Source organism: Streptomyces sp. NPDC048565, assembly GCF_040650935.1.
Taxonomy (GTDB): Bacteria; Actinomycetota; Actinomycetes; order Streptomycetales; family Streptomycetaceae; genus Streptomyces.
Genome location: NZ_JBEZIH010000049.1, coordinates 1 through 20,339, shown reverse-complemented (window position 1 = coordinate 20,339; position 20,339 = coordinate 1). Strand labels below are relative to the sequence as shown.

The 20,339-nt window shown below is 71.2% G+C and carries 16 protein-coding genes; 14 read left to right on the top strand and 2 right to left on the bottom strand.

Annotated elements, in window-relative coordinates; all coding sequences use genetic code 11:
* Positions 1-469 precede the first annotated feature (469 nt).
* The 3 genes from AB0C75_RS35140 (at position 470) to AB0C75_RS35130 (ending at position 6,373) form a co-directional block, all read left to right on the top strand.
* A complete protein-coding gene (locus AB0C75_RS35140; protein ID WP_031093859.1) occupies positions 470-733 on the top strand; it encodes a WhiB family transcriptional regulator in 264 nt (87 codons plus the stop codon).
* A 256-nt stretch (positions 734-989) separates the two neighbouring features.
* The gene (locus AB0C75_RS35135; protein ID WP_362896477.1) at positions 990-4,835 is read left to right on the top strand and encodes a glycosyltransferase; all 3,846 of its coding nucleotides are present in this window, start codon (positions 990-992) and stop codon (positions 4,833-4,835) included.
* On the top strand, positions 4,832-6,373 hold the full coding sequence (locus AB0C75_RS35130) for a DUF5719 family protein (protein ID WP_362896475.1): 1,542 nt from the start codon (positions 4,832-4,834) through the stop codon (positions 6,371-6,373). Before AB0C75_RS35135 ends, AB0C75_RS35130 begins: the two co-directional genes overlap by 4 nt.
* A gap of 38 nt (positions 6,374-6,411) precedes the next feature.
* Here the strand turns inward: AB0C75_RS35130 and AB0C75_RS35125 are convergent, their stop codons facing one another.
* Positions 6,412-6,840: a metallopeptidase family protein gene (locus AB0C75_RS35125; protein ID WP_362896473.1), complete on the bottom strand. Its 429-nt coding sequence runs from the start codon at positions 6,838-6,840 to the stop codon at positions 6,412-6,414.
* Positions 6,841-7,068: 228 nt separating this feature from the next.
* On the opposite strand from AB0C75_RS35125, the gene AB0C75_RS35120 reads away from it, so the two are divergent.
* The 10 genes from AB0C75_RS35120 (at position 7,069) to AB0C75_RS35075 (ending at position 17,694) form a co-directional block, all read left to right on the top strand.
* Positions 7,069-7,443, top strand: a complete 375-nt coding sequence (locus AB0C75_RS35120) for a DUF3499 domain-containing protein (protein WP_362896471.1) — start codon at positions 7,069-7,071, stop codon at positions 7,441-7,443.
* 182 nt (positions 7,444-7,625) lie between these two features.
* Entirely contained in the window at positions 7,626-9,242 is a 1,617-nt protein-coding gene (locus AB0C75_RS35115; protein ID WP_362896469.1) for an L-lactate permease, read from the top strand.
* A 61-nt stretch (positions 9,243-9,303) separates the two neighbouring features.
* Positions 9,304-10,671, top strand: a complete 1,368-nt coding sequence (locus AB0C75_RS35110; RefSeq protein WP_362896467.1) for a phosphomannomutase/phosphoglucomutase — start codon at positions 9,304-9,306, stop codon at positions 10,669-10,671.
* Positions 10,672-10,816: 145 nt separating this feature from the next.
* On the top strand, positions 10,817-10,999 hold the full coding sequence (locus tag AB0C75_RS35105) for a Trm112 family protein (protein WP_362896495.1): 183 nt from the start codon (positions 10,817-10,819) through the stop codon (positions 10,997-10,999).
* 39 nt (positions 11,000-11,038) lie between these two features.
* Positions 11,039-12,175 carry an SIS domain-containing protein gene (locus tag AB0C75_RS35100; RefSeq protein WP_362896465.1) on the top strand — a complete coding sequence of 379 codons (1,137 nt, stop codon included), beginning with the start codon at positions 11,039-11,041 and terminating at the stop codon, positions 12,173-12,175.
* A gap of 56 nt (positions 12,176-12,231) precedes the next feature.
* Positions 12,232-13,482, top strand: a complete 1,251-nt coding sequence (manA, locus tag AB0C75_RS35095; protein ID WP_362896463.1) for a mannose-6-phosphate isomerase, class I — start codon at positions 12,232-12,234, stop codon at positions 13,480-13,482.
* Positions 13,483-13,569: 87 nt separating this feature from the next.
* Positions 13,570-14,595 (top strand): cation diffusion facilitator family transporter, encoded by a 1,026-nt coding sequence (locus AB0C75_RS35090; RefSeq protein WP_362896461.1) that lies wholly within the window; start codon positions 13,570-13,572, stop codon positions 14,593-14,595.
* 262 nt (positions 14,596-14,857) lie between these two features.
* Entirely contained in the window at positions 14,858-16,315 is a 1,458-nt protein-coding gene (gene ahcY / locus AB0C75_RS35085) for an adenosylhomocysteinase (RefSeq protein ID WP_362896459.1), read from the top strand.
* Positions 16,316-16,439: 124 nt separating this feature from the next.
* Entirely contained in the window at positions 16,440-17,072 is a 633-nt protein-coding gene (locus AB0C75_RS35080) for a hypothetical protein (protein ID WP_362896457.1), read from the top strand.
* Between the two features lie 103 nt (positions 17,073-17,175).
* A complete protein-coding gene (locus AB0C75_RS35075; RefSeq protein ID WP_362896455.1) occupies positions 17,176-17,694 on the top strand; it encodes a YceI family protein in 519 nt (172 codons plus the stop codon).
* 27 nt (positions 17,695-17,721) lie between these two features.
* On the opposite strand, the gene AB0C75_RS35070 is transcribed toward AB0C75_RS35075, so the two are convergent.
* A complete protein-coding gene (locus tag AB0C75_RS35070) occupies positions 17,722-18,768 on the bottom strand; it encodes an RDD family protein (protein ID WP_362896453.1) in 1,047 nt (348 codons plus the stop codon).
* A gap of 121 nt (positions 18,769-18,889) precedes the next feature.
* Between AB0C75_RS35070 and AB0C75_RS35065 the strand changes: the two genes are divergently transcribed.
* On the top strand, positions 18,890-19,897 hold the full coding sequence (locus AB0C75_RS35065; RefSeq protein WP_362896451.1) for a stage II sporulation protein M: 1,008 nt from the start codon (positions 18,890-18,892) through the stop codon (positions 19,895-19,897).
* Positions 19,898-20,339: the final 442 nt, after the last annotated feature.

The following is a 20,339-nucleotide window of genomic DNA, read 5'->3' as shown; positions in this document are numbered from 1 at the left end:
TGCGGTCGCGTGCATGAAGTCAAGGAGACCGGCTGGGTCCGTTCCCTGTCAACCCAATGCCCGATTTGGCGGCAATGTTTCACCCTATCCAGTTGTGGCGGGTGGAGAAAGGTTTTGGCGCCCAATGCAGGGGCAAGGTGGCGCATCAACCGTGTCCGCAAACGCGGTCGAGGGCCCGTGATCCTACTGTGATCTTGGTCGCTTCAGTGATCGAATCGAAACATCGGGCCGGCCTCGCTCGTCTCATCCGGTGAGAAGTGAAGCTGGATGACGCCGATGGCATATGTCAGGTTTTTGGTGATTTGGACACTTAACGCATACGCTTGGTTCCGGAGAGTGAATACCGAGGCCAATAGCAGATCTTCGCTTGACTGGCCCGAAGCTACACACTTGTAATTTCACTCGTGTCGTTCGGCCGCACCGGTAACGGCCGCATCACGGGGACGCAAGAGACAGACGAGGGGCGCACATGACCGAGCTGTTCCAGCAACTGCTGGTCGAGGACGCGGACGAAGAGCTCGGCTGGCAGGAGCGCGCACTGTGCGCCCAGACCGACCCCGAGTCCTTCTTTCCTGAGAAGGGCGGCTCCACCCGCGAGGCCAAGAAGGTCTGTCTCGCCTGCGAGGTCCGCTCCGAATGCCTTGAGTACGCCCTCAACAACGACGAGCGCTTCGGGATCTGGGGCGGTCTCTCCGAGCGCGAGCGGCGACGCCTGAAGAAGGCGGCCATCTGACGCCGCGCACCCGGCTGCCACGACCCCGATGGCCTGGGGGCCGCACCCTGCACGCAGGGTGCGGCCCCCAGGCCATCGGCATGTCCGGCCGTCCCGCGGTCCGCCCGTCAACCGCTCGGCGCGGGGCGGACATCCGTACCGTTAGTGTGGGGCCCCGTCCGAGAGACGCGCCAACGCCCCGCCGCGGCGCGCATGTACACCGATGCAGCCCCCGGGGGGAAACCCCTCCGGACCCGGCCGGAGGGCCCGTACCCCGATGTCCGTGCACAGCCACTCGGCGGCGCCGAACGCGGCCGCCGCCGCCCCAGAGTTCCCCCGGCATGTCGTCACCGCCGTGCTCGTCTCGCACGACGGCGCACGCTGGCTGCCCCATGTGCTCGGCGGACTGCTCGGGCAGGAACGCCCCGTACAGAACGTCGTCGCCGCCGACACCGGCAGCGCCGACGACTCCGCCCGCCTGGTCACCGAGGCGCTCGGCGGCGAGCGCGTCCTCCACCTGGCACGGCGTACGAGCTTCGGTACAGCCGTCGAGGAGGCGACCCGCACGGCCGGCGTCCTCACCCCCGACGACCTGCCCTATCTGAAGCGCCCCAGCGGCTGGGACCCCGTCACCCGCAGCTGGCGCGACGACGCCTATGACATGCCGGACCTTCCGCACGGCGAACCCGTCCAGTGGCTCTGGCTGCTGCACGACGACAGCGCCCCCGAGCCGGACGCGCTCGCCGAGATGCTCCGTGTCGTCGACAACGACAAGCACGCCGCGATCGTCGGGCCCAAGCTGCGCGGCTGGTACGACCGCAAGCAGCTCCTCGAGGTCGGCGTCTCCATCGCCAACAGCGGACGCCGCTGGACCGGCCTCGACCGCCGCGAACAGGACCAGGGCCAGCACGACCAGGTCCGTACGGTGCTCTCCGTCTCCTCCGCCGGCATGCTGGTGCGCCGCGACGTCTGGGAGGAGCTCGGCGGCTTCGACCGCAGGCTCCCGCTGATGCGTGACGACGTCGACCTCTGCTGGCGCGCCCACATGGCGGGCCACCGGGTGCTCATCGCCCCCGACGCCATCCTGCGGCACGCCGAGGCCGCGGCCAGGGAACGCCGCCCCATCGACTGCGCCGGACGCTCCGTCGCCAGCCCGCACCGCGTCGACAAGGCCGGCGCCGTCTACACGATGCTCTCCAACGCCCGCGGCAAACAGCTGCCGTGGGCCCTGCTCCGCCTCGTCGTCGGCACCCTGCTGCGGACCCTCGCCCACCTCGTCGGCAAGGTACCGGGGCAGGCGCTCGACGAGGTCGCCGGACTCTTCGGCACCCTGCTGCGCCCCGGACGGATCATCGCCGCCCGCCGCGCACGGCGCGGAGGGGCGGTCGACGCGGCCGAGCTGCGGTCGCTCTTCCCGCCGCCCGGTGCCACGGTCAGGGCCACCGTCGAACAGGTCGCGGGCAACTTCGGGAACCGCACCGACTCCGACTCCGGCGGCTCACGGCACGGAGCGGTCGAGTCGGGACCCGGCGGTGACGACGCCGACTTCCTGGAGATCGACCAGTTCGCACGGCTGAAGAAGCTCGGCCGCAAGCCGGGCCCCGTGCTCTTCGCGCTGCTCCTCGTCGTCTCGCTGGTGGCCTGCCGGAGCCTCCTCAGCGGCGGCGCCCTCGCGGGCGGCGCGCTGCTGCCCGCCCCCGCCGACGTCTCCGACCTCTGGGGGCGCTACGCGGACGGCTGGCACACCGTCGGAACCGGCGGAACCCAGTCCGCACCGCCCTATCTGGGCATGATCGCCGCCCTGTCGGCGCTGTTCCTCGGCTCCACCGGCTTCGCGCTCACCCTGCTGCTGGTCTGCTCGGTCCCGCTCGCCGGGGTCACGGCGTACTTCGCCTCCAGGCCTCTGATCGAGTCCCGGCTCCTGCGGGCCTGGGCGAGCGTCGCGTACGCCTTCCTGCCCGCCGCCACCGGAGCGCTGGCCACCGGCCGGCTCGGCACGGCCGTCCTGGCCGTCCTGCTGCCGCTGATCGCCCGCGCGGCCGTCGCCGCCCACGGGCTGCGGGGCGACGGGTCCACGGCACGCGGCAGCTGGCGTGCCACCTGGGCGTACACCCTGCTGCTCACCGTCACGACCGCTTTCACGCCGGTCGTCTGGCCGCTCTCGGTGGTCCTCGGCATCGGGGTGCTCGTCCTGCGCCGGAACGACATCGCCGCGTACGGACTGCGCTTCCTGGCCACGGCCGGAACCCCGATCCTGATCCTCGCCCCTTGGTCGCTGTCCCTGCTGACCGGCCCGTCGGCCTTCCTGAAGGAGGCCGGGCTCGACACGGGCACGGGCACGGCGTCCGCCCTCGACCTGCTCGGCATCAGCCCCGGCGGTCCGAAGGCAGCGGGCGGCATCCTGCTGCTGGGCATCGTGCTTGCGGCGCTGGCCGCCCTGCTGCGCGGGGAGCGGCAGTTCGCGATCCGCGCCTCCTGGGCCGTCGTGCTCGTCTCCCTGGTCTTCGCGGCGATCTCCAACGGCTCCACCTGGGCCGGTCCCGCCACCCTCGTCTACGGCATCGCGCTGCTCACCGCCGCGCTGCTCGGCGCGGACGGGGCCCGGGTCCGGGTCGCCGCACTGAGCTTCGGCTGGCGTCAGCCGGTCGCCGCGCTCATCGCCCTGGCCGCGGGGCTCGCCCCGGTCCTGGCCGCCGCCGGCTGGATGATCGGCGGTGCGTCCGGTCCGCTGGAGCGCCGGGACCCCGTGCAGGTGCCCGCGTTCGTCGCGGAGGAGAGCAGTACCCGCGACCAGGCGCGCACGCTGGTGCTCGGGGGTACATCGCCCGCAGCGGTCTCCTACAGCCTGGTCCGCGGCTCGGGCGCCCGTCTGGGCGATGCCGAGCTCACCGAGGCCGGCGGCGCCAACACCCACCTCGACAAGGTCGTCGCCAACCTGGTCGCGGGCTCGGGCGCCGACCAGGGCAGCCAGCTCAGCGACTTCGCGGTCCGTTACGTCCTCGTACGGGACGGGGCGCCGCGCGAGATGAGCCGGGTGCTCGACTCGACCCCGGGTCTGAGCAGGCTCAGCCAGCTGGACGGCAGCGCCCTGTGGCGGGTCGACCGCCAGGTCTCCCGGATCGCGATCGTCCCCTCCGGTGCGGGCGAGCCCGTACCCGTCGGCTCGCAGGCCGTCGACGCGCACACCGAGATCCCCGAGGGCGAGGCGGGCCGGGTGCTGCGGATCGCCGACGCGGCCGACCCCGGGTGGCAGGCCACGCTGAACGGCCGGGCACTGACCTCGAAGACCGTGGACGGCTGGGCACAGGGCTTCGAGCTGCCCGCCGAGGGCGGCACACTGGACCTCACCCACGACGCACCCGTTACCCACACCGCGTGGGTCTGGGCACAGGTGTTGCTCGGCGTCGTCCTGGTGGTGCTGGCCCTGCCGGGCCGCCGCCGGGAGATCGACGACGATCTGCCCGAGGAGACCGAGGCCGTCGCGGCCGAGCCGGTCGCCGGGGAGGGCCGCCGGGCCCGCAGGCTGCGCGCGGCGGCGCAGGCGGAGGCGGAGGCGATGACTCCGGGCGCCCCGGAGCAGGCCCCGGAGCAGACGCCCGAGCAGACGCCGGGGGAGTACATCCCGGCGCAGCAGAACACCGACCCGTACGGGGCGGTCGCGGGGGACCAGGACGGCACGGGTACGTACGCGGCGATCCCCGTGGATCAGGACGGCACCGGCACCTACGCGGCGATCCCCGTGGACCAGGACGGTACGGGTACGTACGCCGCGATCCCTCCGGACCAGGACGGCACCGGCACCTACGCGGCAGTCCCGCAGCAGAACTACGGGGAGTGGGACGCCCAGCAGTACCAGGGCGCCGACTACGGCCAGTACCAGGGCGGGCAGGACCCCGGCCAGTACTACCAGGCCGACCCCTACCAGCAGGACCCGTACCAGCAGCAGGTCGCCTACGACCCGTACGGCTACGCCCAGCAGCAGCCCTACGCGCAGGGGACGGGCGAAGCCGCCCCGTACGACGGGCATGACGGGCACGACGAGAACACGACCCCGGGCCAGGGCCAGGACCCGTGGGCGAACGGCAACGGCAACGGCAACGCATCGCGAGGCGAGTCCGAGTGAAGTCCACCCCCCTGTCCCTCATCGCGGGCGTCGTCGCCCTCGCGTCCGTCACCGGTTTCGCCGCGGTCACCGTGCCCGGCGACGAGGGTGCGACGCAGGCGAAGTCCGCAACCCGGCTTCCCGTGGAGCGCTCCAGCCTGCTCTGCCCGGCGCCGAGCACCTCCGACCTGGCGGAGACGAAGTACACGTCGTTCACCCCGGCGGGGGAGAGCCCGAAGGCGGGTACCGCCGAGCTGAAGCCGGCCGAGGCGCTGCCCGTGGACGACGCCACGGACAAGGGCGCCACGGACAAGGGCGCCAAGGACAAGAAGAAGGAGGGGGAGAAGGGGAAGGCGGCAGACACCAAGCCCGTCGTCTCCCTCAAGGAGCTCGGTAAGCCGTTCACCGCCGAGACCTCCAAGACCGGAGCCCCGGCGCTCATCGGCACCGCGACCGACACCTTCGCCCCCGGCTGGGCGGCCCAGCAGACCACCATGGCCGCCGCCGGCGCCGCCCGCGGCCTGCTCGGCGTCAGCTGCACCGCCCCTGACACGGACTTCTGGTTCCCGGGCGCGAGCACGGGGAAGGCCCGGCAGGACTACGTCCACCTCACCAACCCCGACGACACCGCCGCGGTCGCCGACATCGAGCTGTACGGCGCCGAAGGCGCCCTCAAGTCCGATGTCGGGGAGGGCATCACCGTCCCGGCGAGGTCGAGCGTCCCCATGCTGATCTCGACCCTGACCAGCGAGGTCGCCGAGAACGTGGCCGTCCATGTGACGACACGGTCGGGCCGTGTCGGCGCGGTCGTGAGCGCCGCCGAGGAGGAGGTGGGCAGCGACTGGCTGGCCGCTTCCGCGGATCCGACGAGCACCCAGATCCTGCCCGGGATCCCGGCCGACGCCACCTCCGTACGGCTGGTGGCGTTCGCGCCCGGGGAGGACGACGCCGATGTGAAGGTCCAGCTCGTGGGGAAGAGCGGGACGTTCTCACCGGCCGGCAACGACACCCTGCACATCAAGTCGCAGATGACCGCGAGCGTCGACCTCAAGGACGTCACCCGGGGGGAGCCCGGCTCGCTCAGGCTGACCCCCGTCGACGGCGACGGGACACCGGTGGTGGCCGCACTGCGCGTGGTGCGCGGTACCGGTGCCAAGCAGGAGGTCGCATTCATCCCGGCGACCGGTCCGGTGGGCGAGCGGGCGACCGCCGCCGACAACCGGGCGAAGGGCTCGGTGCTCTCGCTGGCCGCGCCTGGCGCGACGGCCAAGGTCAAGGTCACGGCATCGGCCGGCAGCGAGGGCGGCAAGGCGGCCGTCAAGACGTACACGGTCAAGGGCGGCACGACGCTCGAGGTCACCCCCGACGCGCCGGCCGGCCTCAAGGGCGGTTACGCCCTGACGGTGGAGCCCGAGTCGGGCGGCCAGGTGTACGCCGCCCGCACCCTCACGGTCCCGGAGGACGGCATCAACATGTTCACCGTGCAGACGCTGCCGGACGACGGGGGCACGGTCGAGGTGCCCGAGGCGGAACAGGACCTGTCGGTCCTGGACGACTGAGGGCGGCGCCCGGAGCCGGAACCGGCGCCCGGAGTCGGTCAGTCCTGCCCGTAGCGCGGGTCGACCGACTCGGGCGCGAGGCCGAGCAGCTCCGCGACCTGCTCCACCACGACCTCGTGCACCAGCAGAGCGCGCTCGTCGCGGTTCTTGGTGCGGATCTCTACAGGGCGCCGGTAGACGACGATCTGGGCGGGCTGTCCCTTCGTGGCGGACACCGCGCGCCCGAGCGGCACGGTCTCGTCGAGCGAACCCGGCACTTCGAGGACCAGGAAGTCCACGTCCGTCAGTTGCGGCCAGCGCCGCTCCAGCCGCTCCACCGAATCCTGGACGAGATCGCGGAAGCTCTCGGCCCTGCTGACGGACAGCGGCACCTGCGGCGGGGCGACCGGTCCGCGCATACCGCGGCCATGGCGGTCGCGGCGACGGGGCCGTGGCTCGGACGGGTGGGGCGGTACAGGACGGTCCACCGACGCAGCGTAACGCTCATCGGGCCGGGGCGATCACGGTGTCCCGACCCGCTCGTTCCGTGTCAGGCCGGGCCGCCGGTTGTGTCGTCGGATGAACATTCCGGTCAGGGTCGGGTACGGAACGATCGCCCCGGAGCCGCTCCAGGCCTGGTTCGAGGGCCGACACGACGGGGTGAGCTGAGGGAGAGTCGTCGCAGCCCGCTCAAGAGTGCGGTACCGTCCAACATCGTGAGCCCTGTACGTCGCTGTTCGCGAACCGCGTGCGGCCGTCCCGCCGTCGCGACACTGACGTACGTCTATGCCGACTCGACCGCGGTCCTCGGCCCGCTCGCCACCTATGCCGAGCCCCACTGCTACGACCTCTGCGCCGAGCACGGTGAGCGGCTCACCGCGCCGCGCGGCTGGGAAGTCGTCCGGCTCTCCGACCCCTCGGCCCCCACCCGCCCCAGCGGTGACGACCTCGAAGCGCTCGCCAACGCCGTGCGCGAGGCCGCCAGGCCGCAGGAGCGGCCGCAGCAGGGCGGCAGGGCCCCCCGGACGGCGGACCCGGTGGAGGTAGCGCGCCGCGGGCATCTGCGTGTGCTGCGGTCCCCGGACTCCTGACGGCTCCGCTCAGCCTTTCCGGACCCCCCGGCTGTCGGGCCGTCTTCCGCGCTTTCGTGCCGCGCTCTCCCACCGGAAGAGTTTCCCGGTGCGGAGCATTGACGGTGGCTTGTCGCGGACACGACCATTTCCCCCACCCGTGAGAGATCGCTTCCGCATCACGGAGTTCCGGGGAGGCCTGTGTGTTTGTCCAGCAACTCGAACCCGTAGCCGATTCGCTCGGCCTGTCCGCTCTTGTCGCTTCCTTGCCGCTGGTGACCGTGCTGGTGCTGCTCGGCGCCGTCCGTATGAAGGCCCACCGTGCCGGACTCATCGGGCTCGCCGTCGCCGTGCTCGTCGGCTGGCTGGCGTTCGGCATGCCCGTCGGGCAGACCCTGTCCGCAGGGGTGCAAGGAGTCCTCTTCGGGCTCTTCCCCATCATGTGGATCGTCGTCAACGCCCTCTGGGTGTACCGGATGACGGTGCGCACCCAGCACTTCGACATCCTGCGGCGCTCCTTCGGCCGGGTCTCCGACGACCCGCGCATCCAGGCGCTGGTCATCGCCTTCTGCTTCGGCGCGCTCCTGGAGGCGCTGGCCGGTTTCGGCGCACCCGTCGCGATCTGTTCCGTCATGCTCGTCGCGCTCGGCTTCGACCCGGTGAAGGCCGCCGTCGTCTCCCTGGTCGCCAACACCGCACCCGTCGCCTTCGGTGCCATGGGTACGCCCGTGGTGACGCTCGCCCAGGTCACCGGTCTGCCGCTGGACGACGTCGCCTCGGTCGTCGGTCGTCAGACGCCGCTGCTCGCCCTCGTCGTCCCGCTGATCCTGGTCTTCCTGGTCGACGGCAAACGAGGGCTGCGCGAGACCTGGCCGCCCGCGCTCGTCTGCGGGGTCGCCTTCGCCGTCGCGCAGTTCGCCGCGTCCAACTTCGTCTCCGCGCAGCTCGCCGACATCGCGGCGGCCCTGGTCGGCGCGGGCGCGCTGATCGCCGTCCCCAGTGCCCGAAAGCCGGCCGACGAACCCGTACGCGCTGCCGTGCTGACCGGCGTACGCAGCGAGGACCTGGACCAGGAGGACCCGCGTCGCGAGGTGCTGCGCGCCTACGCCCCGTACGCGCTGATCGTCGTGGTGTTCTCGGTCGCCCAGATCCCGCCCGTCAAGCGGCTCCTGGACAAGGCGACACAGGTCTTCGACTGGCCGTTCCTCGATGTCGGAGGGCCCGACGGCGAACCGGTCGGCGCCAATGTGTTCTCCCTCCCGCTCATCGGCACGGGCGGCACGCTCGTCCTGGTCGCCGGGCTGATCACCGCCGTCGTCATCGGCGTACGGGCGGGTGCCGCGGTGCGGGAGTGGGCGGCCACCGTGCACGAACTGCGCTACGCGATCCTCACCGTGACGTCCGTACTGGCTCTCGCCTATGTGATGAACCTGTCCGGTCAGGCCGCCACCATCGGCCAGTCCGTCGCCGCGGCGGGCGCCGGACTCGCCTTCCTCTCCCCGGTGCTCGGCTGGTTCGGCGTCGCCGTGTCCGGATCCGACACCTCGGCCAACGCCCTCTTCGGTGCGCTCCAGGTGTCCGCCGCACGGGAGTCCGGCCTCTCCCCCGACCTCCTCGCCTCCGCCAACAGCTCCGGGGGAGTACTGGGCAAGATGATCTCCCCGCAGAATTTGACGATCGCCTGCGCGGCCGTCGGTCTCGCCGGACGCGAGGGTGATCTGCTGCGCAAGGTCCTGCCGTGGAGCCTCGGCCTGCTGCTGGCGATGTGCCTGATCGTGATGGCCCAGAGCACGGTGGTGCTGGGCTGGATGCTCCCCTGACCTGGCGCCCCCGGACGCCGGGTAGTTTGGGCGGTCCGTAAAGATCCCAGGAGGACCGTCCGTGGTAGCTGACCTGTCGCAGCTCGTGAAGGCGTACGACGTGCGCGGAGTCGTGCCCGACCAGTGGGACGAAGCGCTCGCCGAATTGTTCGGCGCCGCTTTCGTCCAGGTCACCGACGCGGACGCGATCGTGATCGGCCACGACATGCGGCCGTCCTCGCCCGGCCTGGTCGCCGCCTTCGCCCGCGGCGCGACGGGGCGCGGCGCCGACGTGACCCTCATCGGGCTCTGCTCGACGGACCAGCTGTACTACGCCTCCGGGTCGCTGGACCTGCCAGGGGCGATGTTCACGGCCTCGCACAACCCGGCGCGGTACAACGGCATCAAGCTGTGCCGCGCCGGGGCCGCACCCGTGGGCCAGGACACCGGCCTGACCGAGATCCGGACGCTGGTCGAGCAGTGGTCGGAGCAGGGCCTCCCTGACGGGGACGCCACCACCCCGGGCACGGTCACCGAGCGCGACACCCTCGCCGACTACGCCGCGCACCTCCTGGGCCTCGTCGACCTCACCGGGATCCGGCCGCTCAAGGTCGTCGTGGACGCCGGCAACGGCATGGGCGGCCACACCGTCCCCACCGTCTTCGCGGGCCTGCCCCTCGACCTCGTACCCATGTACTTCGAGCTCGACGGCACCTTCCCCCACCACGAGGCCAACCCCCTCGACCCGAAGAACATCGTCGACCTCCAGGCCCGCGTCCTCGCCGAGGGCGCCGACCTCGGCCTCGCCTTCGACGGCGACGCGGACCGCTGCTTCGTCGTCGACGAGCGCGGCGAAGGCGTGTCCCCGTCCGCGATCACGGCGCTGGTCGCCGCCCGTGAGCTGGCGCGCAACGGCGGCGACGGCACCGTCATCCACAACCTGATCACCTCCTGGTCGGTCCCCGAAGTCGTACGCGAGAACGGCGGAACCCCCGTACGCACCCGCGTCGGCCACTCCTTCATCAAGGCCGAGATGGCCGAGCACGGCGCGATCTTCGGCGGCGAGCACTCCGCGCACTACTACTTCCGAGACTTCTGGAACGCCGACACCGGCATGCTCGCCGCCCTCCACGTCCTCGCCGCGCTCGGCGGCCAGGACGGCCCGCTCTCCGGACTCCTCGACCGGTACGACCGCTACTCGGGCTCCGGCGAGATCAACTCCACCGTGGCCGACCAGGCAGGCCGGCTTGCGGCGATCAGGGCGGCGTACGCCGACCGCGACGACGTGAGGTTCGACGAGCTCGACGGGCTCACCGTGACGGCCACCGACTGGTGGTTCAACCTCCGCGCCTCCAACACGGAGCCGCTGCTGCGTCTCAACGTCGAGGCACGGGACGAGGCGACCATGGCGGCGGTACGCGACGAGGTCCTCGCACGCGTTCGCGCGTGATGCCCCCCGACGCATGCCCTGTCGGGTGGGGCCTGCTGGGCCGCGACCCTCACGGCCCAGCGGTAGGCTGACCACGCCCCTGGCTCCGCGGGGCCGCACCCCGGCCCGGACGGATCCGCACCGCATGCCCGAAGGGACCCACCCCATGCCGCTCGAAGCCGGCCTTCTGGAGATCCTCGCCTGCCCGGCCTGCCACGCCGAGCTCGAAGACAGGTCCGCGGCCGAAAGCCCCGAGCTGGTCTGCACCGGCACGGACTGCGGTCTCGCCTACCCGGTGCGGGACGGCATCCCGGTGCTCCTGGTCGACGAGGCCCGCCGCCCCGCGTAATCGCACCCTGATCAGCACGGTGATCGGAGGCCCACCACCATGCTCGACGAGTCGCTGCTCGACGCACCGGAAGCCCTGGCCCGAGCCGACAGGCGAGACCTGCTGCGCGGCGCGGCCGAGGCCGGAGCCCGCGTCCGCACGGCCACCCGGCACGCCGCCGAGGCGGGAATCGGCAACCTGGCACCCGAGGGAAGGCCCCGCGCCGTCCTCGTCGCGGGGCCCGGTACGGCCGCCTCCGGGGTCGCCGACCTGATCGGCGCCCTCGCGGGTGCCTCCGCCCCGGTCACCGCGATCCGCCCCACCGGGGTCGCGGCCGCCGCCGGAGCGCTGCGCTGGACCCTGCCCGGCTGGGCCGGATCCGTGGACCTGCTGCTCATCGCGACGGCCGACGGCACCGAACCCGGCCTCGCGCTGCTCGCCGAGCAGGCGTACCGCCGGGGCTGCACCGTCGTCGCCGTCGCACCCGTCAGGTCGCCGCTGCGCGAAGCCGTCGACGGGGCCCACGGGCTCGTCGTCCCCATGGCGGCCGCCCCGCACGGCGAGTACGACGCCGAGACCTCGGCGGCCGGCCCGGGCACCCTCTGGGCCCTGCTCACCCCGCTGCTCGCACTGCTGGACCGGGTCGGCCTCATCGACGCGCCCACGGACACGCTGCGGAAGGTCGCCGACCGCCTCGACCGCACCGCGGAGCGCTGCGGACCGGCCATCGCCACGTACGGCAACCCGGCCAAGACCCTCGCCGCCGAACTCGCCGACAGCCTGCCTCTCATCTGGACGGAGGGCCAGGCCGCCGGCCCCGTCGGACGCCGCTTCGCCGCCGTCCTCGCCGAGCTCGCGGGCCGCCCCGCGCTCGTCGCCGAGCTGCCGGAAGCGCTGCCCTCCCACGGGGGGCTGCTCGCCGGAGCGTTCGCGGCGGGGGGCGACCCGGACGACTTCTTCCGGGACCGGGTGGACGAGCCCGAAGCCATGCGGGCCCGAGTCGTCCTGCTCCGTGACCGGCCCGCCGGAGGGCTGACCGCGAGCCCGGCCGCCCGCGAACTGGCCCTGAGCCACGACACCGCCATCAGCGAGCTCGAACCCGAGGAGGGCAGCGAGCTCGAAGCCCTCGCCGAACTCCTCGCGGTCACCGACTTCGCCGCCGTCTACGCCTCCCTGGCCTCCGACAACCGGGCCTGAGGGCCCGCCATCCCCTGGGCGCCCACGCCCCGCGCATCCCACGAGGACACATCTCCATGGACCGGCTCTCCAACACCGTGCGCCCCTATGCCTGGGGGTCCACCACGGCCATTCCCGAGCTGCTCGGCACAGCCCCGACCGGCGAACCGCAGGCCGAGATGTGGATGGGCGCCCACCCGGGAGCCCCTTCACGCCTCACCCGCCCCGCCGTGGCGGTCACTCCGGGCTCCGGGGTGGACATCGCCGACACTTCGGGCTCCGGGGTGGGCGGCGAGGGCACTTCGGGCTCCGGGGCGGGTGAGCGGTCCCTCACGGATGTCATCGCGGCCGACCCCGAACGCGAACTCGGCGCCGCGGCCGTCCGCGCCTTCGGCCCCCGCCTCCCCTTCCTGCTCAAGCTGCTCGCGGCCGGTGGTCCGCTGTCCCTCCAGGTCCACCCCGACCTCGCACAGGCACAGCAGGGCTACGCGGACGAGGAGCGCCGGGGCATCCCGATCGACGCACCGCACCGCACCTACAAGGACGCCAACCACAAGCCCGAGCTGATCTGCGCGCTGACGCCCTTCGACGGGCTGTGCGGCTTCCGCAGGCCCGCCGAAGCCGCAGCCCTGATAGGCGCCCTCGGCGTGGACTCCCTCAAGCCCTACGTGGACCTGCTCGGCGCCCGCCCCGACGAGGCGGCCCTGCGCGAGGTCCTCACCGCGGTCCTCACCGCGGACCCCGACGACATGGCGCACACGGTCGCCGAGGCGGCAGAGGCCGCCGGACGGCTCGGCGGAGCCCATGCCCCGTACGCCCAGATCGCCCACCACTACCCCGGCGACCCGGGCGTCATCGCGGCCATGCTGCTGAACTACGTACAACTCCAGCCCGGCGAGGCCATGTTCCTCGGCGCCGGCGTCCCGCACGCCTACCTCGGCGGCCTGGGCGTCGAGATCATGGCCAACTCCGACAACGTGCTGCGGTGCGGTCTCACCCCCAAGCACGTCGACGTCCCCGAGCTGCTCCGCATCGTCCGCTTCGAGGCGACCGAGCCCGGCATCCTGCGCCCCGAGGCCGCGCCCACCGGCGAAGAGGTGTACGAGACGCCGGTCGACGAGTTCCGGCTGTCGCGATACGTCCTGCCGACCGGTGGCGCCCCCGTCGATCTCACGGCGGGCACCGCGCAGATCCTGCTCTGCACCGCGGGCGCCCCGCGGGCGGGTGAGATCGGTCTCGCACCCGGTGAATCCGTGTTCGTCCCTGCGGACGAAACGGTAGAAGTGACCGGTAGCGGAACGCTTTTCCGTGCGACCGTGCTGGTCTGACGTACCGTCCGCGTCAGCGGCTGCAACAATGTCCGGCCGTAACGCGGCGCCCGTGTCGCAGCACTGAGGAAGGGACACCAGTCACCCATGAGCGCGTCAGGCGGAACCAAGGCGATCGTGGCGGCACTAGCCGCCAACCTCGCGATCGCAGTGGCCAAATTCGTGGCGTTCCTCTTCAGTGGCTCCTCGTCGATGCTGGCGGAGAGCGTCCACTCACTGGCCGACTCGGGCAACCAGGGACTCCTGCTGCTCGGCGGCAAGAAGGCCCAGCGGGAGGCGACGCCCCAGCACCCCTTCGGCTACGGGCGTGAGCGCTACATCTACGCCTTCCTCGTGTCCATCGTGCTGTTCTCGGTCGGTGGCATGTTCGCGATCTACGAGGGCTACGAGAAGATCAAGCACCCGCACGAGATCGAGGCCTGGTACTGGCCGGTCGGTGTGCTGGTCTTCGCGATCATCGCCGAGGGCTTCTCCTTCCGTACGGCGATCGCGGAGTCCAACCAGACCCGGGGCAAGCTGTCCTGGACGCAGTTCATCCGCCGCGCCAAGGCGCCCGAGCTCCCCGTCGTTCTCCTGGAGGACTTCGGCGCCCTCATCGGCCTTGTTCTGGCCCTCGCCGGCGTCGGCCTGGCGCTGGGCACCGGCAACGGCGTGTGGGACGGCATCGGCACCCTGTGCATCGGCATCCTGCTGATCGTGATCGCGATCGTTCTCGCCGCGGAGACGAAGTCGCTGCTGCTCGGTGAGGCCGCCGGGATCGAGGACGTCGAGAAGATCCAGGCCTCGCTCGTCGACGGCGACACCGTCACCCGCATCATCCACATGCGCACGCTCCACCTCGGCCCGGAAGAGCTGCTGGTGGCAGCCAAGATCGCGGTGCGGGCCGAGGAGTCGGCCGCCGAGGTCGCGGAGGCGATCAACGCCGCCGAGAACCGGATCCGCGAGGCCGTCCCGATCGCCAGGGTCATCTATCTCGAACCCGACATCTACGACGAGGCGGCCGCCGCTGCCGGCACCAACCCGGGCAAGACCCCGGGCGGCCCCGGCACCGACTCCGGACCCGACGCCGACCCCGCGTCTCCTGACGGCTCACCGGTGGGATCCGGCCACTGACCCGCTGAGGACCAGCCCCGAACGGCCCGGTGTCCCACGCCGCCACCCAGGCGGGCTGGGGCTCACTGGGCCGTTCGGTGTAGGTTCGGAGGAGTACCAGACGTCGCTGCTGATGGCGGTCGATCGGCCCGCGCGAGCGGACCGGCCGAGGGAGAGAGGGCCTCCGACGGACTGCACTGCGGATCGCCCGGGCATTCGTGTGCCCGTGGCCGCCGCAGAGCCAGCCAGCCCACCCTCGACCCACCACGAGGAGCAGCCCGTTATGACGACGGCCGCCAACCGCCAGGACTTCAAGGTCGCAGACCTCTCCCTCGCCGCCTTCGGGCGCAAGGAGATCACCCTCGCCGAGCACGAGATGCCCGGCCTGATGTCGATCCGCAAGGAGTACACCGCCGCCCAGCCGCTGGCCGGCGCCCGGATCACCGGCTCCCTGCACATGACCGTGCAGACCGCCGTGCTCATCGAGACCCTGGTCGCCCTGGGCGCCGAGGTCCGCTGGGCCTCCTGCAACATCTACTCGACCCAGGACCACGCCGCCGCGGCGATCGCGGTCGGTCCGAACGGCACCCCGGAAGCCCCCGCCGGCGTCCCGGTCTACGCCTGGAAGGGCGAGACCCTGGAGGAGTACTGGTGGTGCACGGAGCAGGCGCTGACCTGGCCGAACACCCCCACCGGTGGCCCGAACATGATCCTCGACGACGGTGGCGACGCCACCCTCCTCGTCCACAAGGGCGTCGAGTTCGAGAAGGCCGGGCAGGCCCCGGACCCGTCGACCGCGGACAGCGAGGAGTACGCGTACATCCTCACCCTGCTGAACCGCACGCTCGGTGAGTCCCCGCAGAAGTGGACCCAGCTGTCGTCCGAGATCCGCGGCGTGACCGAGGAGACCACCACCGGTGTGCACCGGCTGTACGAGATGCACCGCGACGGCACCCTCCTTTTCCCGGCGATCAACGTCAACGACGCGGTCACCAAGTCGAAGTTCGACAACAAGTACGGCTGCCGCCACTCACTGATCGACGGCATCAACCGCGCCACCGACGTCCTCATCGGCGGCAAGACCGCCGTCGTCTGCGGCTACGGCGACGTGGGCAAGGGCTGCGCGGAGTCCCTCCGCGGCCAGGGCGCCCGGGTGATCATCACGGAGATCGACCCGATCTGCGCCCTGCAGGCCGCGATGGACGGCTACCAGGTCGCGACGCTGGACGACGTGGTGGAGACCGCGGACATCTTCGTCACGACGACGGGCAACAAGGACATCATCATGGCCTCCGACATGGCCCGGATGAAGCACCAGGCCATCGTCGGCAACATCGGCCACTTCGACAACGAGATCGACATGGCCGGTCTGGCGAAGATCGACGGCATCGTCAAGGACGAGGTCAAGCCGCAGGTCCACACCTGGACGTTCGCCGACGGCAAGGTCCTGATCGTGCTGTCCGAGGGCCGCCTGCTGAACCTCGGCAACGCCACCGGTCACCCCTCGTTCGTCATGTCCAACTCGTTCGCGGACCAGACCCTGGCCCAGATCGAGCTGTTCACCAAGCCCGAGTCGTACCCCACCGATGTCTACGTGCTGCCGAAGCACCTGGACGAGAAGGTCGCCCGCCTCCACCTCGACGCGCTGGGCGTGAAGCTCACGACCCTGCGTCAGGAGCAGGCCGACTACATCGGCGTCCCGGTCGAAGGCCCGTACAAGTCCGACCTCTACCGCTACTGAGCCGGCCGTCGGCCACCGGCCGGCGCAGCTCTCAGCAGCAGGTCCGAGCGCAGGCCCCCGCACCCCCGTGCCGGGGGCCTGCCCCGTACCGCACCCGCACAGCCCGAGGAACCCGAAGGACCCCATGCCCCGCGGCCGTTATTCGATCCACGATGTCCACGACCACACCCCCCTCGGCGAAGAACACTTCCACTGCGCGCCCGGCCCGTCCGGCTGGCGCTACGTCTCCCAGACCACGGCCCCCTCGGGCGCCCACCTGGGGTCCGTCGATCTGGCGCTGGACGAGCTCGGCCGCCCCATCCGTCTCGAACTGCACGCCGCGAGCTGGCAGATCCGCGGTGCCGCCCTCGACGGGGTCACCTGGGTACGGACCGATCCCACCGGCACTCATGCCACCGAAGGCAATGTCCGCGCCCACACCTTCTCCGGCACGTCCCCCGCTTTCCTCGTCGCCACCGCCCGGCTCCTTCGCCTCACCCCCGCTTCCCCCGCGACCCGCGTCCGTCTGGTCACCTTCACGGACCCGGTTCTCGCCCCCCGCACCGTGGACCAGTCCTGGTCCCTGCTGAAGAGTGAAGCGCACGCCACTGACAACGGGCCCCTGATCGTGGACGAGTACCAGGTCAACGCCCTGGACACCGGTGACCAGCACGCCGTGCACATCGCGGGTGACGTGGTGTTGGCAGCGCCGGGCATCGAGCTCGAGCACCTCGAATCCCCGCCTTCGGCCATGCCTCCCGCGGCAGACGGGACTTGAGCCCGGCCGACACTCCGCTGCCTTGCAGGGGTGGTGGTCCACCAGGAGGTGCGAGAGGCTGATCCACCACAGTGGACCTTCAGCACGCGGGGGCTATGAACTCATGCCAGTACCGGGGAACCAACGGCTACCAGTGGCCGGTGCGTACGACATCGACCCGTCCGCATCGACAGTCCGTTTCGATACCCGCGCCATGTTCGGGCTGGTCCCGGTCCGGGGCACCTTCACGATCAGCCACGGCCGGATCTCCGTCACCGAGCTGGCGGAAGAGCTGTCGGTGCACGTCGTGATGGAGGCGGCCGGCTTCGACTCCGGCAACCAGAAGCGTGACGACCACATCAGGTCGGCGGACTACTTGGACGTGGCTCGGCATCCTGAGATCGACTTCCTGAGCCGAAGGCTGGAACGATCCGAGGCAGAGGCCACTTTGCAGGGGGACCTGACCGTGTGCGGGGTGACCCGGCCGGTCGCCGTCACGCTCGACACTGTCACCGAGGACGAGAAGCGGATCACCGCCGTCGGCACCGCCACGGTCGACCGATACGCCTTCGGTGTCACCAAGGCCAAGGGCATGACGGGCCGATACCTGAAGTTCACCCTGGAGATCGTGGCCAACCGCTGACCCCAGCCCCAGGGGCGCGAAGAAGCCTCAGGCAGGCGGGGCGAAGCCGGTCGTGGTCTGCGCCGGGCCCTGCTCCTGGCCCTCCCCTTGTCCGTGGCGCTCGGACGCAGGACTGCCCTGGTCCACGGGAGCCGCGGGGAGGGGCGTGCCCGCCTCTCCCCGCGGGACTTCCACCGCCCGGTTCTCGGAGACCCCTCCGTACCCGGGCAAGGGGGCGGGGAGGCCTGGCTCGCCGGGCAAGGGGGCGGGGAGGCCTGGCTCGGGACCGTTCACGGACATCCCGCCCGGGCCGGTCACCGGCGCCCCGCCCGGGCCACCGCGGCCCGCAACCGAGGCCACCCGTCGTACGTCCCGCGCCTGTCGCTCGTTCAGTACGGCCGCCAGATAGGCGGCCGCCGGAACTCCCGGCGGCGCCGGAACGCCCGTATGCGCGACGAGATCCGTGGACAGACGCTCGGCCATGGACCCGCGCACCGTGGCGTCGAGCTGGTTCATCCGCATCAGGTACTGCCGCACGGCCAGCCAGAGACCCTCCGGCACACCCGACAGGTCCAGCTGCGAGAAACGCCCCACGAGCCAGGGCGGGGGCGGGGGCACGGCGTGAGCCCGCCCGGCGGAGACCCGCTCACGTACGACGAGCGTTCCGGCGAACACGTCGCCGAGCCGACGGCCGCGGGCGGACACCAGAGAGGCGATACAGCCCACGACTCCGAACGTCCCCAGGATCTCGACCAGTCCCATGGCCCCCCGTACGAGCGCGTGCCGGAAGCGGATCGGCCCGCCGTCGTCCCGCACCACACGCAGACCGCAGGCCAGCTTTCCGAGCGAACGCCCCTGGCTGAGCGTCTCGACCGCGACCGGCCCGCCCACCAGAACCAGAAGGAACGAGGCGACGGCGACCGCGGCCGCCGCGGCTTCGTCGAGCGTCACGGTCGCCACGGCCAGACCGATGGAAAGCAGTACGAACACGGTCAGGAGCGCCGCAAGATCGATGGTGATCGCCAACGCCCGGCTGGGGAGCCTCGCCGGCTGCAACCCCAGTACGACCGCGTCTCCGGTCACGAGTTCATTCATCGCCACCCACCACCCCTCGCCGCTCTTCCCTGCCCCTCAGGACCACAGTCTGCCAAGCTGACACGCAGCGCACCGCCGTAGTACGGACCCGTACGCACCATGCCTGGAGCAGCAGCCGCCCATGGATCTCGACGTCTTCGTGACCACCCACCGCAACGAGTGGGACCGCCTGGACCATCTTCTGCACCGTGGGCGCAGCCTGACAGGTGAGGAAGCGGACGAACTCGTCGCCCTGTACCAGCGCACGGCCACCCATCTGTCCCTGATCCAGTCCAGCGCCCCGGACCCACTGCTGACGGCTCGCCTCACACAGCTCGTGGCCCGCGCGCGCTCGACCGTGACGGGGACCCGCCGCGCTTCGTGGCGTGACGCCGCACGCTTCCTGACCGCCGGCTTTCCCGCCGCCGTCTACCGCTCGCGGCACTGGTGGATCCCCACGGCGGTGCTCTCCACACTGCTGGCTGCCGTGATGGGCTGGTGGATCGGTACGCATCCGGAGGTCCAGGCGTCGATCGCAGCGCCGGAGGACCTGCGCGCGCTGACCATGCCGGGTGGCGAGTACGAGACGTACTACTCCAGCCATCCGGCTGCCTCCTTCGCCGCCCAGGTCTGGACGAACAACGCTCAGGCGGCGGCCATGTGCCTGGTGCTGGGGGCGTTCCTCTGCATACCGGTGATCTGGATCCTCTTCGCCAACGTGCTCAACCTCGCGGTGGGCATCGGCCTGATGTCCTCGGCCGGCCGGCTGGACACCTTCCTCGGGCTGGTCCTGCCGCACGGCCTGCTCGAACTCACCGCCGTCTTCGTCGCAGCGGGCACGGGCCTCCGTCTCGGCTGGACGGTCATCGACCCGGGCCCGCGCACCCGGCGTTCGGCACTGGCTCAGCGGGGGCGCGCCGCGCTCGGCATGGCCATCGGACTGGCACTGGTCCTGTTCGTCTCCGGCGTCATCGAAGGCTTCGTCACCCCTTCGGGGCTTCCCACCTGGTCTCGCATCGCCATCGGCATCGGTGCTGAGCTGGCCTTTCTCGCCTATGTCTACGTTCTCGGGGGCAGGGCTGCCCGCGCCGGCGGCACGGGCGACGTCGAGGCCATGGAGCGCAGTGCGGAGCTCCCGGCGGCAGCCTGAGGGCCGATGTGCATCGCGGGCCGCTGACCTGCTAGCCTTCTGGTCGCCCACAAAAGCTGTTGACACGGTCTATGTGGAGAGGTAGATTTTAACGGTTCCAACGAGTTGGACAGCTCGTTCGGGAACGTCTAGAGTTCATCTCGCTCGTGCAGAGGGCCAGATCCTCGCAGAGCCGATCGATTCTTCTCTTTCAAGCAAGAAGCCCGGGTTCGCCTCGGTCGAATTGCTTCTGATAAAGTCGAGTCAGCCGAAAGGCAAAGGCCACTCCACAGGTCACCGGAATCAAATTCGGACCGGAAACGGAACGAAAAAGAGTCTGGTAAAGTTGGAACCGCCGGAAAGGGAAGCGCGAAAGCGAAGAACTGGAAAGCGAATCGGTGGTAATTTAACTGCCGAGCAGGAACTGCAGGATCCCGCTTCGACCGGGAATCGGACACGAAAG

Coding starts and splice junctions, on each gene's coding strand:
- AB0C75_RS35140 (WP_031093859.1), top strand. CDS start 470: ATGACCGAGCTGTTCCAGCAACTGCTGGTCGAGGACGCGGACGAAGAG.
- AB0C75_RS35135 (WP_362896477.1), top strand. CDS start 990: ATGTCCGTGCACAGCCACTCGGCGGCGCCGAACGCGGCCGCCGCCGCC.
- AB0C75_RS35105 (WP_362896495.1), top strand. CDS start 10,817: ATGCCGCTCGAAGCCGGCCTTCTGGAGATCCTCGCCTGCCCGGCCTGC.
- AB0C75_RS35100 (WP_362896465.1), top strand. CDS start 11,039: ATGCTCGACGAGTCGCTGCTCGACGCACCGGAAGCCCTGGCCCGAGCC.
- manA (WP_362896463.1), top strand. CDS start 12,232: ATGGACCGGCTCTCCAACACCGTGCGCCCCTATGCCTGGGGGTCCACC.
- AB0C75_RS35090 (WP_362896461.1), top strand. CDS start 13,570: ATGAGCGCGTCAGGCGGAACCAAGGCGATCGTGGCGGCACTAGCCGCC.
- ahcY (WP_362896459.1), top strand. CDS start 14,858: ATGACGACGGCCGCCAACCGCCAGGACTTCAAGGTCGCAGACCTCTCC.
- AB0C75_RS35080 (WP_362896457.1), top strand. CDS start 16,440: ATGCCCCGCGGCCGTTATTCGATCCACGATGTCCACGACCACACCCCC.
- AB0C75_RS35075 (WP_362896455.1), top strand. CDS start 17,176: ATGCCAGTACCGGGGAACCAACGGCTACCAGTGGCCGGTGCGTACGAC.
- AB0C75_RS35070 (WP_362896453.1), bottom strand. CDS start 18,768: ATGAATGAACTCGTGACCGGAGACGCGGTCGTACTGGGGTTGCAGCCG.
- AB0C75_RS35065 (WP_362896451.1), top strand. CDS start 18,890: ATGGATCTCGACGTCTTCGTGACCACCCACCGCAACGAGTGGGACCGC.